Genomic DNA, 12,257 nt, shown 5'->3' with positions numbered 1-12,257 from the left:
GGCGGCAGTCTGGCGGTGACGCCCGTGGAACCCACCGCAGCGAGGAGAACCCGGATGCCTGCACGCGAGGACTGCCCCGGCAGCGACCACCGGCCCCCGGCCGACGGAGGCGCGTGCGACTGCGGGATGGTGACCCGGATCCCGGTGGGCGTCCCGGCCGCCGAGGCGGTGGACGTGCGCGCGGTGCTGGCGCGCTGCCTCGACGAGGGAGCCGGCAGTGCGGAGGCCACCGTGGCCCCCGGTGCGCCGGCGGTGGAGCAGCGGGTGGACCGGGTGCTGACGGCCCTGGCCGACGCCGGCTTCGCGGTGACCCAGGGGACCCGCCTCAGCCACCCGGCCTGACCCGCAGGCAGCGGCCACCCCGGCGGCTCAGCCCTCGTCGGCGGGGGCGGCGGCCGCGAGGCGCTCGCGGGCCCGGTCGAGCCAGTGCTGGCACACCCCGGCCAGCTCCTCGCCGCGCTCCCAGAGCGTCAGCGACTCCTCCAGCGTGAGGCCGCCGGCCTCGAGTCGCCGCACGACGTCGGCCAGCTCCTCCCGGGCCTGCTCGTAGGTCGTCGTCGGCTCGGGGGTGCGCTCGTCGGCGCTCATGCGGGGTCCTCCTGGACGGTGGTGGCGACGGGGCCCGGATCGGATGCGGCGCTCCGGTCGACGCGGACGGGCAGCCGGCCGCCGGCGACCCGCACGCGCAGGACCTCGCCGTCGGCGACCTCGGCGGGGTCGCGCACCAGGGCGCCGTCCGCCCGCTGCACGACGGCGTAGCCGCGCTCCAGCGTCGCCGCGGGGGAGAGCGCCGCCACCCGGGCCCGGGCGTGCTCGAGGTCGCGCTCGGCGCCCTCGACGCGGTGGGTGAGCGTCCGGCGCGCGCGGGTGCGCAGGCCGAGGACGTCGTCCTCCCGGCCGTGCAGCAGGCGATCGGGGGAGGCGAGCACCGGGCGGGTGCGGACCGACTCCAGCCAGCGCACCTGCTGCTCCAGCCGGGTGGCGACCAGGTGCCGGGCGCGGGCGCGCAGCCCGTCGACCAGCCGGCGCTGCTCGCCGATCTCCGGGACGATCCGGTGCGCGGCGTCGGTCGGGGTGGCGGCCCGGACGTCCGCGGCGTGGTCGACGAGGGTCGTGTCGGTCTCGTGCCCGACGGCGGTGACCACCGGGGTGCGGCAGCCGGCGACGGCGCGGACCAGCCCCTCGTCGGAGAAGGGCAGCAGGTCCTCCACCGATCCGCCGCCGCGGGCGACGACGATGACCTCCACCGCGGGGTCGGCGTCCAGCTTCCGCAGCCCCTCGATGACGTTGCCCGCCGCCTGCGGCCCCTGCACGACGCAGTGGTGCACCGCGAAGCGCACGGCAGGCCAGCGCCGGCGCGCGGTGACGAGGACGTCCCGCTCGGCGGCGCTGTCCCGGCCGGTGATCAGCCCCACGACACCGGGCGCGAAGGGCAGCGGCCGCTTCCGCGCGGTGTCGAACAGGCCCTCGGCGGCGAGCAGCCGGCGGATCCGCTCGATGCGGGCGAGCAGCTCCCCGAGCCCGACGGCGCGGATCTCGGTGGCCCGCAGCGAGAACGACCCGCGGGCGACGTAGTAGTCGGGGCGGGCCCGCACGATCACCCGGGCGCCCTCGGTCAGCTCCAGGCCGGGGCGTTCGGCGACGTCGCGGTGGCAGGTGACCGGGACCGACAGGTCGGCCGCAGGATCGCGCAGGGTGAGGAAGACGGTGGCCGCGCCGCCGCGCCGCGACAGCTGGGCAACCTGGCCCTCGACCCAGACCTCACCCAGCCGGCCGATCCAGTCGGCCACCTTGCGGGCCACCGTGCGGACCGGCCACGGCGACTCGGGGGACGACGGCGCGGTCATGCCCCGAGGGTGTCAGACGGCACCGACACCGCCCCGACGCCCCCGGACCGGACGGGTCCCCCGTCAGGTGCCGCGCGGGGCCAGCGGGCTGGACTCGACCGCCTGCTCCTCGAGCTTCTCCAGCCGGTTGCGCAGCATCCGGAGGTAGGGGTCGCGCGCCCGGGTGGCCTGCTCGTAGGCCAGCAGGTCGGACACCGTCGCGAGCTGGTAGCCGCGCAGGCGTCCGCGCAGCTGGGCGATGGAGAAGCTGTCGTAGCCCTCGACCGGCGCGGCGCCGGCGGCCTGCGCGCCGGACACCTCGCTGCCACCCTGCGGGTCGTCGGTCGGCGCCGCGGAGGTCTCCCCGACGGCGTCGACGGCCGCGCCCTCGGCGATCGCGGCGTCGGTCTCGTCGGTGTCGGGGCCACCCACGTCGGTGCGCACGCCAGTGGCCGCGGCGACCGGGCTGCCACCCTCGTCGACGGCGACGTCCGGGCCGGCGTTCGTCCCCGTCGCGGCGGTCGCCGTGCCGTCGGTGGCCGCGACGGTCTCGTCGGTGCCGGCACCGCCCTGAGGCTCCTCGACGGCGGCGATGCCCTCGTCGGTGACCGCCGCCTCGACGGTCGCCACCTCGCCGTCCGGGGTGAGCACGTCGACGCTCTCGCCGCCGTCGGGCTGCTCGGCCGCGGCCGCCGGCGGGGGCTCGGACTCCAGGAGCGCCCGCTCCAGGGCGCCGGCGTCCTCGGTGACCACCGCGTCGTCGGCGGCCGTCGTCCCGGCGGGGCCCTGGTCGAGCGGATCGGTCTCGGCCACCTCGGGGACGACCTCGTCGATCGCCAGCTCCTCCAGCACCTCCTCGGTGCCCGGCGCCTCCACCGGCTCGTCGGCGAGGACCTCCTCGGCGCGGTCGGTGCCGTCGGCGAGGTCCTCGGCGCCGTCGGCCAGGTCCTCGACCAGATCGCGGCTGAGGTCGTCGACGGCGGCCACCACCGCATCGGCGGCGGGGTCGTCGGGGAGGTCGGCCGCCTCCTCGTCGGTGAGGCCGCCGGCGCGGTCGAAGGCGGAGCCGCGGAAGCCCGTGGCCGGTTCGACGTCCTCGTCGTCGAACGTCGCCAGCCCCGGTTCCCCCTCACCGCGCAGCCCGACGAGCAGCTCGTCGCCGCGGGCGACCAGCCCGGCGTAGGTCTGCTGCACCTTCATCGCGTGCTGCATCGCCACACCGATGGCGCGCACCGGCAGGCCGGGCAGGGTCTCGGGCAGCTTGCGCGCCTCGTCGAGCACGGTCGCCGCCAGACCGGCAGCGGCGCGGACAACCTCGGGGATCTCACGGGCCATGCCGCACAGCGTGCCCCAGAACGTCCCGCCCGACACCCCCGACCAGGGGCGATGCGCCCGGGGGAGGGATGTGCCTGGTCACATCCACGCGGTGCGACCCCCGCGCGCGCCCGCCCGGCTGCCGGCACCCGCCTACCATGGAGCCCATGGCTGAACAGCGCGGACGTGTCCTGCTGGCCGATCCCCGGGGGTACTGCGCCGGCGTGGACCGGGCGGTGGTCGCCGTCGAGCGGGCGCTGGAGATCCACGGTGCCCCGGTGTACGTCCGCAAGCAGATCGTCCACAACAAGCACGTCGTCGCCACGCTGGAGCGGCGCGGGGCAATCTTCGTGGACGAGACCGACGAGGTGCCCGAGGGCTCGGTCGTCGTGTTCAGCGCGCACGGGGTGAGCCCGGTGGTGCACGAGGAGGCGGCTGCCCGGCAGCTGCGCACCATCGACGCCACCTGCCCGCTGGTCACGAAGGTGCACCAGGAGGCCAAGCGCTTCGCCCGCGACGACTACGACATCCTGCTGATCGGCCACCGCGGCCACGAGGAGGTCGAGGGCACCTCCGGTGAGGCCCCCGACCGCATCCAGCTCGTCGACGGGCCCGACGACGTCGCGAACGTGCAGGTGCGCGACCCGGAGAAGGTCGTGTGGCTCTCCCAGACCACGCTGTCGGTGGACGAGACGCTCGCGACGGTCGACCAGCTGAAGAACCGGTTCCCGGGCCTGCAGTCACCGCCGAGCGACGACATCTGCTACGCCACCCAGAACCGTCAGCAGGCGGTCAAGCAGATGGCGGGCGAGTGCGACCTGGTGCTGGTCGTGGGCTCCACCAACTCGTCGAACTCCGTCCGGCTGGTCGAGGTGGCGCTGGAGGCCGGGGCCCGCGCCTCGCACCTGGTCGACTTCGCCTCCGAGATCGACGAGGCCTGGCTGGAGGGCGTCGGCACCGTCGGCGTCACCAGTGGTGCGTCGGTGCCGGAGATCCTGGTCAGCGAGGTGCTGGACTTCCTCGCCGCCCGCGGCTACCCCGATGTGGAGACGGTGAAGGCCGCCGAGGAGCGGCTGGTCTTCGCGCTGCCGCACGAGCTGCGCCGCGCCGAGAAGGCGAAGCAGAACACCGGCGACTGACTCCCGCACGACGAAGCCCCGGCCCGCGCAGCTGCGCGGACCGGGGCTTCGTCGTGGCGCGGGGCTTCTTCGTGGCGCGGGAGCTCAGCGCCGGCTGACGAGCCGCACGACGGCGAGCACGGCTGCGATGGCGGTCGCGACGGCCATGGTCGGGAACCCGCGGACCAGCAGGGTTGCCATCGTGGGCAGGTTGAGCGTCGCCGACGGCGCGAGGGCGATGTTCACCACCGCGACCAGCGTGAACACCAGCGGCGGGGCGACGACGACGGTGAGCAGGTCCCGGCGCCGCACCAGCAGGGTGGCCGCCGAGGTGCCCGCCGCCAGGGCCACCAGCGTGATCATGCCGAGGCCGATGCCGAAGAAGGAGTCGACGGCACCGCCGGCGAGGGTCAGCAGGAAGACGCCCAGGACGGCGAGGGAGCCGCGCAGCCGGCTGCCCTGCGTCGACGCCGGCGACGCGATGCGCGACCGGGCGCGATCCTGCGCGGGCCGGCCGGCGGTCGGCCGCGGCGGGCCGGGCTCGCGCCGGCGGGGGCCGGACGGCTCGGGCCGGTCGAACCGGTCGTCGGCGTACTCGCGCTCGGCGGCGCGCAGGCGCTCACCGGCGCGACCGGGTACCGGGGGTCGTGCGGCGCGCGCGGGGCGGGCCGGGCGGCCCGGGCGTTCGCTGCCGGCCGGCGGGCGGGGTGCGCGTGCGGGGTACGGCCGCTCGGGGCGTCCGCCGCCCTGCCATGCGCCCGCCGTGCTCGCCGTGGCCATGGCGCACCTCCGTCCCGCTCCGCTGGACGACCCGACTGGCCGACCGACGCAGCCACGGTAGCGACCCGAGCTGGCAGTTCGTGGGAGGACGTCGTCGCGTCGCAGGCAACCGGTGGGGACCCAGCAACGCAGGGTGATCGCTGTGACGCGCGGGGTGGACGAGTCCGTCCGGCCGGGCGTGCGCGGCGTCAGCCGGAGGTGCCGTCGCGCTCCTCCGCAGGTGCCGGGCCGAGGTGTCCGAGATCGCCGGAGGGCCGCAGCGCCCGGATCGTCGCCTCGACCGGCGCGGGCTCCGGCACGGGTGACTCGGCGACCCCCAGGTCGTCGAACCGCCGCGCGGCGGTCAGCACCGAGCGCTCGTACGAGCCGACCGTCTCGTTGTAGCGGGTCAGCGTGGTGGAGAGCGCCGAGCCCAGGCGGGTCAGGTGCCCGGAGAGCGTGCTGAGGCGGGCGTGCAGCCGCCGGCCGACCTCGAGCACCTGGTCGGCGTCGCGGGCCAGCCGCTCCTGCCGCCACGAGTAGGCGACCGTGCGCAGCAGCGCCAGCAGGGTGCTCGGCGTCGCGAGCACGACGTCCCGCGCGAAGCCGTACTCCAGCAGCCCGGGCTCGGCCTCCAGCGCCGTCGTCAGGAACCCGTCGGAGGGCACGAAGAGGACGGTGAACGGGGCGGCCGGGCGGAACGCGGTCGGGTACCGGCGGGCGGCCAGCTGGTCGACGTGGGTGCGCAGCTGGCGGGCGTGGGCGGCGACCCGCTGAGCGCGCACGTCGCGGTCCTCGGCCTGCACCGCCTCGATGTACCCGGTGAACGGCACCTTGGCGTCGACCACCACCTGCCGGCCGTCGGCGAGGGTGACCACGAGGTCGGGACGGACGCCGGCGCCCTCGTCGTTGGTGCCGGCGGGTTGCTCGACGAAGTCGCAGTGCTCGAGCAGGCCGGCGACCTCCACCACGCGCCGCAGCTGCACCTCGCCCCAGCGCCCGCGGACGTGCGGCGTGCGCAGCGCGGTGACCAGCGCGGCCGTCTCGTGCTTCAGCTGCGTCGAAGCCTGGCCCACGGTGCCCATCTGCTCCCGCAGCTCCCCGTGGGCGGTGGCGCGGGCCCGCTCCATGCCGGCCAGCAGCCGGTGCAGGTGGTCCAGCGATTCGTGCACCGGCTCGAGCCCCGCCTCCTCCGGGCGGCGCCAGGCGAGCAGGGTGACGACGCCCAGTGCGATGGCGGCGCCGAGCAGCGCGCCGAGGAGGAGCCCGAGGAAGAGGGAAGCGGCGTCCATGGGCGAGACCCTGCCGGAGGGGTCCGACAGATTCGGGGAGGTGGTGGAACGGCCGCCCTCCAGGGGCTCGGGCCGAGCCTGCGAGGCGGGGGGAAGGGCGGTCCTTCCTCAGCCGACGGGCAGGCCGGAGTGCGCCGCCTCGTGGTCGAGCAGCCAGCGCTTGACGGGCGTCCCCCAGCGGAACCCGCCCAGGCCGCCGTCGGAACCCAGGACCCGGTGGCAGGGCACGAACAGGGCCGCCGCGTTGCGGGCGCAGGCGTTGGCCGCCGCGCGCACCGCGGCGGGGCGGCCGCAGCGGGCGGCGAAGGCCGCGTAGGTGTCCGGCCGCCCGGCCGGCACGCTGCGCAGGACGTCCCAGGCCTCCTGCAGGAAGGGGCCGGAGCGCTGCCGGACGGCGACGCCGTCGATCGCGCCCACCCGGCCGGCGTGGAACTCCTCGACCACGTCGAGCACCGGGAGGCCGGGGGAGACCTCGCTGCGCACGGGGCGCAGGGCGGGGTGCACGACGGCGAGCAGGTCGGCCACGTCGGCGGTCCACCCGCTGGCGAGCACGACGTCCCGGCCGTCGGGGTCGGTCTCGACGACGACGGTGAACGGGCCGGGCGGGGTGCTGACGGTGGCGTGGCGGGCTGGGGCGGTCATCAGGCGCTCCTCGGGAGGGCGGGGGTGCGGGTGAACAGCGACGGCGCGGCGAGCGCCCACAGGTGCATCACGGCGTAGGACCGCCACGGCCGCCAGCGGGTGGCGGCCTCGGCGTCGGAGCTGCCGAGCGAGGCCAGCGACCGGCGCAGCGCCAGGTCGCCGGGGAGCCAGACGTCGGGGTCGCCCATGCCGCGCAGCGCGACCAGGGCCGCCGTCCAGGGGCCGATGCCGGGGACGGCGAGCAGCGCGCGGCCGGCCTCCTCCCGGTCGGCGCCCGGGTCGAGCGCGATGTCGCCCCGGTCGAGCGCCGCGGCGAGGGCGGTCACCGTGCGGCGGCGCGCCCCGGTGAGCCCCACGGCGCTGAGGTCGCCGTCGGCGAGCGCGGCCGGGCCGGGGAAGGCGTGGGTGAGCGAGCCGACCGGTTCGGCCAGCGGCGTGCCGGCGGCCAGCAGCCGTGCGGTGAGCGTGCGCGCACCCGCCACCGACACCTGCTGCCCCAGCACGGCGCGGACCGCCAGCTCCGCCGCGTCGGGTGAGGCCGGCACCCGGCGCCCGGGGGCGGCGGCGACGAGGGGGGTCAGCGCGGCGTCGGTGCCCAGGACGTCGTCGACCGCGGCCGGGTCGGCGTCCAGGTCGAGCATCCGGCGGCACCGGGTGACCGCGGCGCCGAGGTCACGCAGTTCGGTCAGCCGCAGGTGCGCGGTCACCGCGGCGGCGCCGTCGGCCGACGGGGAGAGCCGCACCACCGCCGGGCCGTGCGGCAGGTCGAGCACGCGGGAGAACGTGGTCCCGTCCCACTCCTCGAGCCCGGGGACGGCGTGCGCGCCCAGGAAGAGCAGCACCTCGTCGGCGGCGTACGGCGCCCGCGCGGCGAGCCGCAGCGTCAGCCAGCCGGGCTGCCCGGCGGGGGTGCCGCGGCGGGCACGGCGCAGCTCGGTGGGCGTGGTGGCGAAGACCTCGCGCACCGTGTCGTTGAACTGCCGCACGCTGGCGAACCCGGCGGCGAAGGCGATGTCGGTCACCGGCAGGCCGGTGGTCTCCAGCAGCACCCGGGCGGTCTGGGCGCGACGGGCGCGGGCAAGGGCGAGCGCCCCGACGCCGAGCTCCCCCACGAGCAGCCGGTGCAGCTGCCGCTCGGAGTACCCGAGCCGGCTGGCGAGGCCCGGCACCCCGGACCGCTCGACCTCGCCGTCGGCGATCAGCCGCATGGCCCGGGCGACGACGTCGGCCCGCACGTCCCACTCCGGCGACCCCGGGACCGCGTCGGGGCGGCAGCGGCGGCAGGCGCGGTAGCCGGCGCCCTGCGCGGCGGCCGCTGTGGAGAAGAAGGAGACGTTGCGGACCAGGGGCGTTCGGGCCGGGCACGAGGGACGGCAGTAGATGCCGGTGGTGCGCACCGCCGTGACGAACCAGCCGTCGAAGCGCGCGTCCCGGCCGGCGACGGCGCGGTAGCAGCGTTCGTGGTCCAGGAGCTCGCTCACGGCACCGAGCATGCCAGTGCACGCCGACCGTTCCCGGCGGGTTTCGGACACGGCCGTGGTGGCCGGCGTCCACCGGTCGGTGGACGCCGCACCAGCGCATCGGCGGTCCCGGCGCACGCACCGGGGGGACAGGCTCCGTGCATGACGACGACGGAGGTGGCGCCGCTCCCGCTGGGGACCGGCGTCGTGGAGGCGGCCGTGACCGTGCGCGGTCTGGCGAAGCGGTATGACGGCCGGGCGGTGCTCGACGGGCTGGACCTCGACGTGCGGCGGGGGGAGTGCTTCGCGCTCCTCGGGCCCAACGGTGCGGGGAAGACGACGACGATCGAGATCCTCGAGGGGGTCCGGCGCCGCGACGCCGGCGAGGTCCGGGTGCTGGACGAGGACCCCGCCACCGGCCGCCGGGAGTGGCGGGCGCGGATGGGCGTCGTCAGCCAGGGGGAGCCGGCGGGCCAGGCGCTGTCGGTGCGCGAGGCGCTGGACCACTTCGCCCGGTACCACGCCCGGCCGCGCCCCACCGACGAGCTGCTCGCCGCGACCGGGCTCGACGCCAAGGCCGGCACCCGGGTGTCGGCGCTCTCCGGCGGCCAGCGGCGGCGGCTCGCCGTGGCCCTCGGCGTGCAGGGCCGGCCCGAGCTGGTCTTCCTCGACGAGCCGACGACCGGCATGGACCCGGTCGCCCGGCGGCAGTTCTGGGAGCTGGTCCGCGGTCTCCGAGCCGACGGCACCACCGTGCTGCTGACCACGCACTACCTCGACGAGGCGGCCGAGCTCGCCGACCGCGTGGGGGTGATCGCCGAGGGGCGGCTCGTGGACGTCGCCCCGCCGGCGGAGCTGGGGGCCGACCTGCGCCGGCGTGCCACCGTCAGCTGGATCGAGGGCGGGAGCCGCCGCCAGGTGGTCACCGAGTACCCCACCGGTGTGCTGCGCGACCTCCTCGCCACCGCCACCCGGGGCGAGGTCCCCGGTCTCACCGTCACCCGGCCCGGCCTCGAGGACGTCTACCTGCAGCTCGTCGGCGCCGCCCCCGCGAGCTCCGGAGGAGACCTGGCATGACCGCCGTCCTGCCCCCGCCGACCACCCGCCCCGCCCCGCCGTCCGCGCTGTCGATCGCCCGGGCCCGCGTCGGCCTGGAGCTGCGGCTGTTCTTCCGCGAGCGCCAGCAGGTGGTGTTCTCGTTCGCCTACCCGGTCGTGATGATGGTGATCTTCGGGGCGGTGCTCGGCGGCGACGTGCTGCCCGGCGACGTGCCGTTCCCGCAGTACTTCCTGGCCGGCATCGCGGCCACCGGGATCATGCTGACCAGCTTCCAGGCGGTCGGCACCGCCATCGCGGCCGAGCGTGAGACGGGTCAGCTGGAACGGCTGCAGCTGCTGGGCACGCCGCCGGTCGCCTACTTCGGCGGCAAGGCCGGCCAGGTGCTGGTCACCACGGCCGCGCAGCTGGCGCTGCTGCTGCCGGTGGCCCGGTACGGCTACGACGTGCCGATGCCGGTGGACCTGGCCCACTGGCTCGCCTTCGCGTGGGTCGCGGTGCTCGGTGCCCTGGCCGGCACCGTGCTGGGCATCGCCGTCTCCGCGATGCGGGGCAGCGCGCAGTCGGTGACCACGAGCGTCTCGGCCGTCGCGATCGTGCTGCAGTTCTTCTCCGGCGTCTTCTTCGCCTTCGGGGAGCTGCCGGGCTGGATGCAGCGGGTGGCCGCCCTGTTCCCGCTGAAGTGGATGACCCAGGGCATGCGCTCGGCGTTCCTGCCCGACCAGGCGGCCGTCGCCGAGGCCGCGGGCAGCTGGGAGCACGGCCGGATCGCCCTGGTGCTGGCCGCGTGGGTGATCATCGGTGCCGTGGTGTGCGTGCGCACGTTCCGCTGGCGCCGGGCCGACGGGTGAGCGACTGCCCGACCCGGGCCGCCGTCGTCCCTCCCGACGAGGAGGACGACGGCGGCCCGCCGCTGTCCGAGCGCGGCTGGCGGATGACCGTCCTGGGCTTGCACGTGGTGTTCGCGCTGCTGGTGACGATCGCCGTGGTGACCATCGCGCTGTCGCCGTTCGAGGCGCCGCGGGCCGTGCTGCTGGTCCCGCTCGGCGTGCTGGCCGTGGCCTACGCCCTGCTCGGCACCCCGGCCCTGGTCAGCCGCGACGAGCGGCGCGCCAACGCCTACCTCGCGGTCCTGGTGCTGGTCTTCGGCGTGCTCGCCTGGTTCGAGCCTTCGCTGCTGTTCCTGCTCTTCCTCGGCTACGCGCAGGTGTGGTTCCTCTCCGAGACCGTCACCCGCGGGGTCCTCTGGACGCTCGCGCTCGCCACGGCCAGCACCGTCGGGCCCTTCGTGTCGTGGACGCGCGGCGACGAGCCGCTGTCCGGCCCCGCGCAGACGCTGGTCGGCCTGACGTTCAGCCTCGCGATGGGGTTCTGGATCTTCCAGGTGCTCGAGCAGAGCCGGCAGCGCGCGCTGCTGATCCGCGCGCTCGAGCGCACCCGCGCCGAGCTGGCCACGGCCGAGCGCGAGCGCGGGGTGCTGGCCGAGCGGGAGCGCCTGGCCCGCGAGGTGCACGACACCCTCGCGCAGGGCTACACGAGCATCGTCGTGCTGGCGCAGACCGCGGCGGCGCGGCTGCCCGAGGGTGCGGACGCCGCGCGCGACCGGCTGGCCCTCATCGAGGAGGTCGCGCGCGACAACCTCCAGGAGGCGCGGGCCGTGGTGGCCGCTTTCGCGCCGGTCGCGCTGGAGGGCTCGACGCTGGTCGAGGCGCTGGAGCGGCTCGCCGAGCGGTTCGGCCGGGAGACCGGGCTGGCGGTGCGGGTGGACACCGCGGCGCTGGACGGTGGCGTGGCGCTGCGCCGCGACGAGGAGGTCGTGCTGCTCCGCGGCGCCCAGGAGGCGCTGACCAACGTGCGCCGGCACGCCGACGCCAGCAGCGTGGCGATCCGCATCTCCGCCGTGGGGGAGCGGGACGCTCGGCACGTGTCGGTGCACGTCGAGGACGACGGCGTGGGATTCGACCCGTCCCGGGCGCAGGGGGCCGGGCTGGACGGGCTGCGCGGCCGGGTCGCCTCGGTCGGCGGCGAAATGGACGTGGCGTCCTCGCCGGGTGCCGGCACGCGCGTGACGGTGCGGGTGCCCGGCTCGTGATCCGCGTCGTGGTGGTGGACGACCACCCCGTCGTCCGCGGGGGGCTGGTCGGGTGGCTGGACGCGCAGGACGACCTCTCGGTGGTGGGGGAGGCGGGCGACGGCCTCGAGGCGCTGGCGGTGGTGGCGGGGACGGCGCCGGACGTCGTCCTCATGGACCTGCGCATGCCGCGGATGGACGGCGCGACGGCGACGGAGAAGCTGGCCGCGTCGCACCCCGGCGTCCGCGTGCTCGTGCTGACCACCTACGACACCGACGCCGACATCGTGCGGGCGGTCGAGGCCGGAGCGACCGGTTACCTGCTCAAGGATGTCCCGCTGCCCCAGCTCGCGGACGCCGTCCGGGCGGCGGCGCGCGGGGAGACCGTGCTCGCGCCCCCGGTCGCGGCGCGGCTGGTGTCGCGGATGCGGGCGCCGGCGGCCGAGGCGCCCACCGCGCGCGAGCTGGAGGTGCTCCGCGGGGTGGCGCGCGGGCTGACCAACGCCGAGATCGGGCGGGAGCTGTACATCGGCGAGGCGACGGTGAAGACCCACCTGCTGCGGGTGTTCGCGAAGCTCGGCGTGGACGACCGGACGCGGGCGGTGCTGGTCGCCGTCGAGCGCGGCCTGCTGCCGCCCCTGGGGCGCTGACGAGGCGGTGTCGGGCGCGGCCCGCTGCCGCTCCTGGGGGTTAACAGGGCCGGTGTCAAGGCCGCGTAT

Annotated in this window: 13 protein-coding genes; 6 read left to right on the top strand and 7 right to left on the bottom strand. The window is 76.6% G+C overall.

Annotation, left to right across the window (positions count from 1 at the left end; translation table 11 throughout):
• Window positions 1–54 precede the first annotated feature (54 nt).
• A complete protein-coding gene (locus BMW62_RS09805; protein WP_091930683.1) occupies window positions 55–342 on the top strand; it encodes a hypothetical protein in 288 nt (95 codons plus the stop codon).
• A gap of 27 nt (window positions 343–369) precedes the next feature.
• On the opposite strand, the gene BMW62_RS09800 is transcribed toward BMW62_RS09805, so the two are convergent.
• From BMW62_RS09800 to BMW62_RS09790, 3 genes are all read right to left on the bottom strand, one after another.
• Window positions 370–588, bottom strand: coding sequence for an exodeoxyribonuclease VII small subunit (locus BMW62_RS09800; protein ID WP_091930682.1), 219 nt, complete (start codon window positions 586–588; stop codon window positions 370–372).
• Complete coding sequence (xseA, locus tag BMW62_RS09795) at window positions 585–1,847, bottom strand: exodeoxyribonuclease VII large subunit (RefSeq protein WP_091930681.1); 1,263 nt, start codon at window positions 1,845–1,847, stop codon at window positions 585–587. Before xseA ends, BMW62_RS09800 begins: the two co-directional genes overlap by 4 nt.
• Before the next feature lie 63 nt (window positions 1,848–1,910).
• Window positions 1,911–3,161, bottom strand: coding sequence for a hypothetical protein (locus BMW62_RS09790; RefSeq protein ID WP_139206235.1), 1,251 nt, complete (start codon window positions 3,159–3,161; stop codon window positions 1,911–1,913).
• A gap of 146 nt (window positions 3,162–3,307) precedes the next feature.
• Here BMW62_RS09790 and BMW62_RS09785 point away from each other — a divergent pair, with 146 nt between their 5' ends.
• Window positions 3,308–4,279, top strand: a complete 972-nt coding sequence (locus BMW62_RS09785) for a 4-hydroxy-3-methylbut-2-enyl diphosphate reductase (protein ID WP_091930679.1) — start codon at window positions 3,308–3,310, stop codon at window positions 4,277–4,279.
• Between the two features lie 84 nt (window positions 4,280–4,363).
• On the opposite strand, the gene BMW62_RS09780 is transcribed toward BMW62_RS09785, so the two are convergent.
• The 4 genes from BMW62_RS09780 to BMW62_RS09765 form a co-directional block, all read right to left on the bottom strand.
• The gene (locus BMW62_RS09780) at window positions 4,364–5,038 is read right to left on the bottom strand and encodes a DUF6542 domain-containing protein (RefSeq protein WP_091930678.1); all 675 of its coding nucleotides are present in this window, start codon (window positions 5,036–5,038) and stop codon (window positions 4,364–4,366) included.
• Window positions 5,039–5,226: 188 nt separating this feature from the next.
• Entirely contained in the window at window positions 5,227–6,309 is a 1,083-nt protein-coding gene (locus BMW62_RS09775) for a DNA recombination protein RmuC (protein WP_091930677.1), read from the bottom strand.
• Window positions 6,310–6,417: 108 nt separating this feature from the next.
• The gene (locus BMW62_RS09770) at window positions 6,418–6,951 is read right to left on the bottom strand and encodes a methylated-DNA--[protein]-cysteine S-methyltransferase (protein WP_091930676.1); all 534 of its coding nucleotides are present in this window, start codon (window positions 6,949–6,951) and stop codon (window positions 6,418–6,420) included.
• The gene (locus BMW62_RS09765; RefSeq protein WP_244523941.1) at window positions 6,951–8,432 is read right to left on the bottom strand and encodes an AlkA N-terminal domain-containing protein; all 1,482 of its coding nucleotides are present in this window, start codon (window positions 8,430–8,432) and stop codon (window positions 6,951–6,953) included. The genes BMW62_RS09770 and BMW62_RS09765 overlap by 1 nt, the downstream gene beginning before the upstream one ends.
• A 141-nt stretch (window positions 8,433–8,573) precedes the next feature.
• Between BMW62_RS09765 and BMW62_RS09760 the strand changes: the two genes are divergently transcribed.
• From BMW62_RS09760 to BMW62_RS09745, 4 genes are read left to right on the top strand one after another with little or no spacing between them, the layout of a single operon-like run.
• On the top strand, window positions 8,574–9,488 hold the full coding sequence (locus BMW62_RS09760; RefSeq protein WP_091930674.1) for an ABC transporter ATP-binding protein: 915 nt from the start codon (window positions 8,574–8,576) through the stop codon (window positions 9,486–9,488).
• The gene (locus BMW62_RS09755; protein ID WP_091930673.1) at window positions 9,485–10,318 is read left to right on the top strand and encodes an ABC transporter permease; all 834 of its coding nucleotides are present in this window, start codon (window positions 9,485–9,487) and stop codon (window positions 10,316–10,318) included. Before BMW62_RS09760 ends, BMW62_RS09755 begins: the two co-directional genes overlap by 4 nt.
• Window positions 10,315–11,559, top strand: a complete 1,245-nt coding sequence (locus BMW62_RS09750) for a sensor histidine kinase (RefSeq protein ID WP_244523940.1) — start codon at window positions 10,315–10,317, stop codon at window positions 11,557–11,559. Before BMW62_RS09755 ends, BMW62_RS09750 begins: the two co-directional genes overlap by 4 nt.
• Complete coding sequence (locus BMW62_RS09745; RefSeq protein WP_091930672.1) at window positions 11,556–12,188, top strand: response regulator; 633 nt, start codon at window positions 11,556–11,558, stop codon at window positions 12,186–12,188. Before BMW62_RS09750 ends, BMW62_RS09745 begins: the two co-directional genes overlap by 4 nt.
• The last annotated feature ends 69 nt before the right edge of the window (window positions 12,189–12,257 follow it).

It is taken from the genome of Blastococcus sp. DSM 46786, from assembly GCF_900109665.1.
GTDB lineage: Bacteria > Actinomycetota > Actinomycetes > Mycobacteriales > Geodermatophilaceae > Blastococcus > Blastococcus carthaginiensis.
The sequence above is the reverse complement of the archived record's forward strand: the minus strand, read 5'-3'. Positions and strand labels throughout refer to the sequence as shown.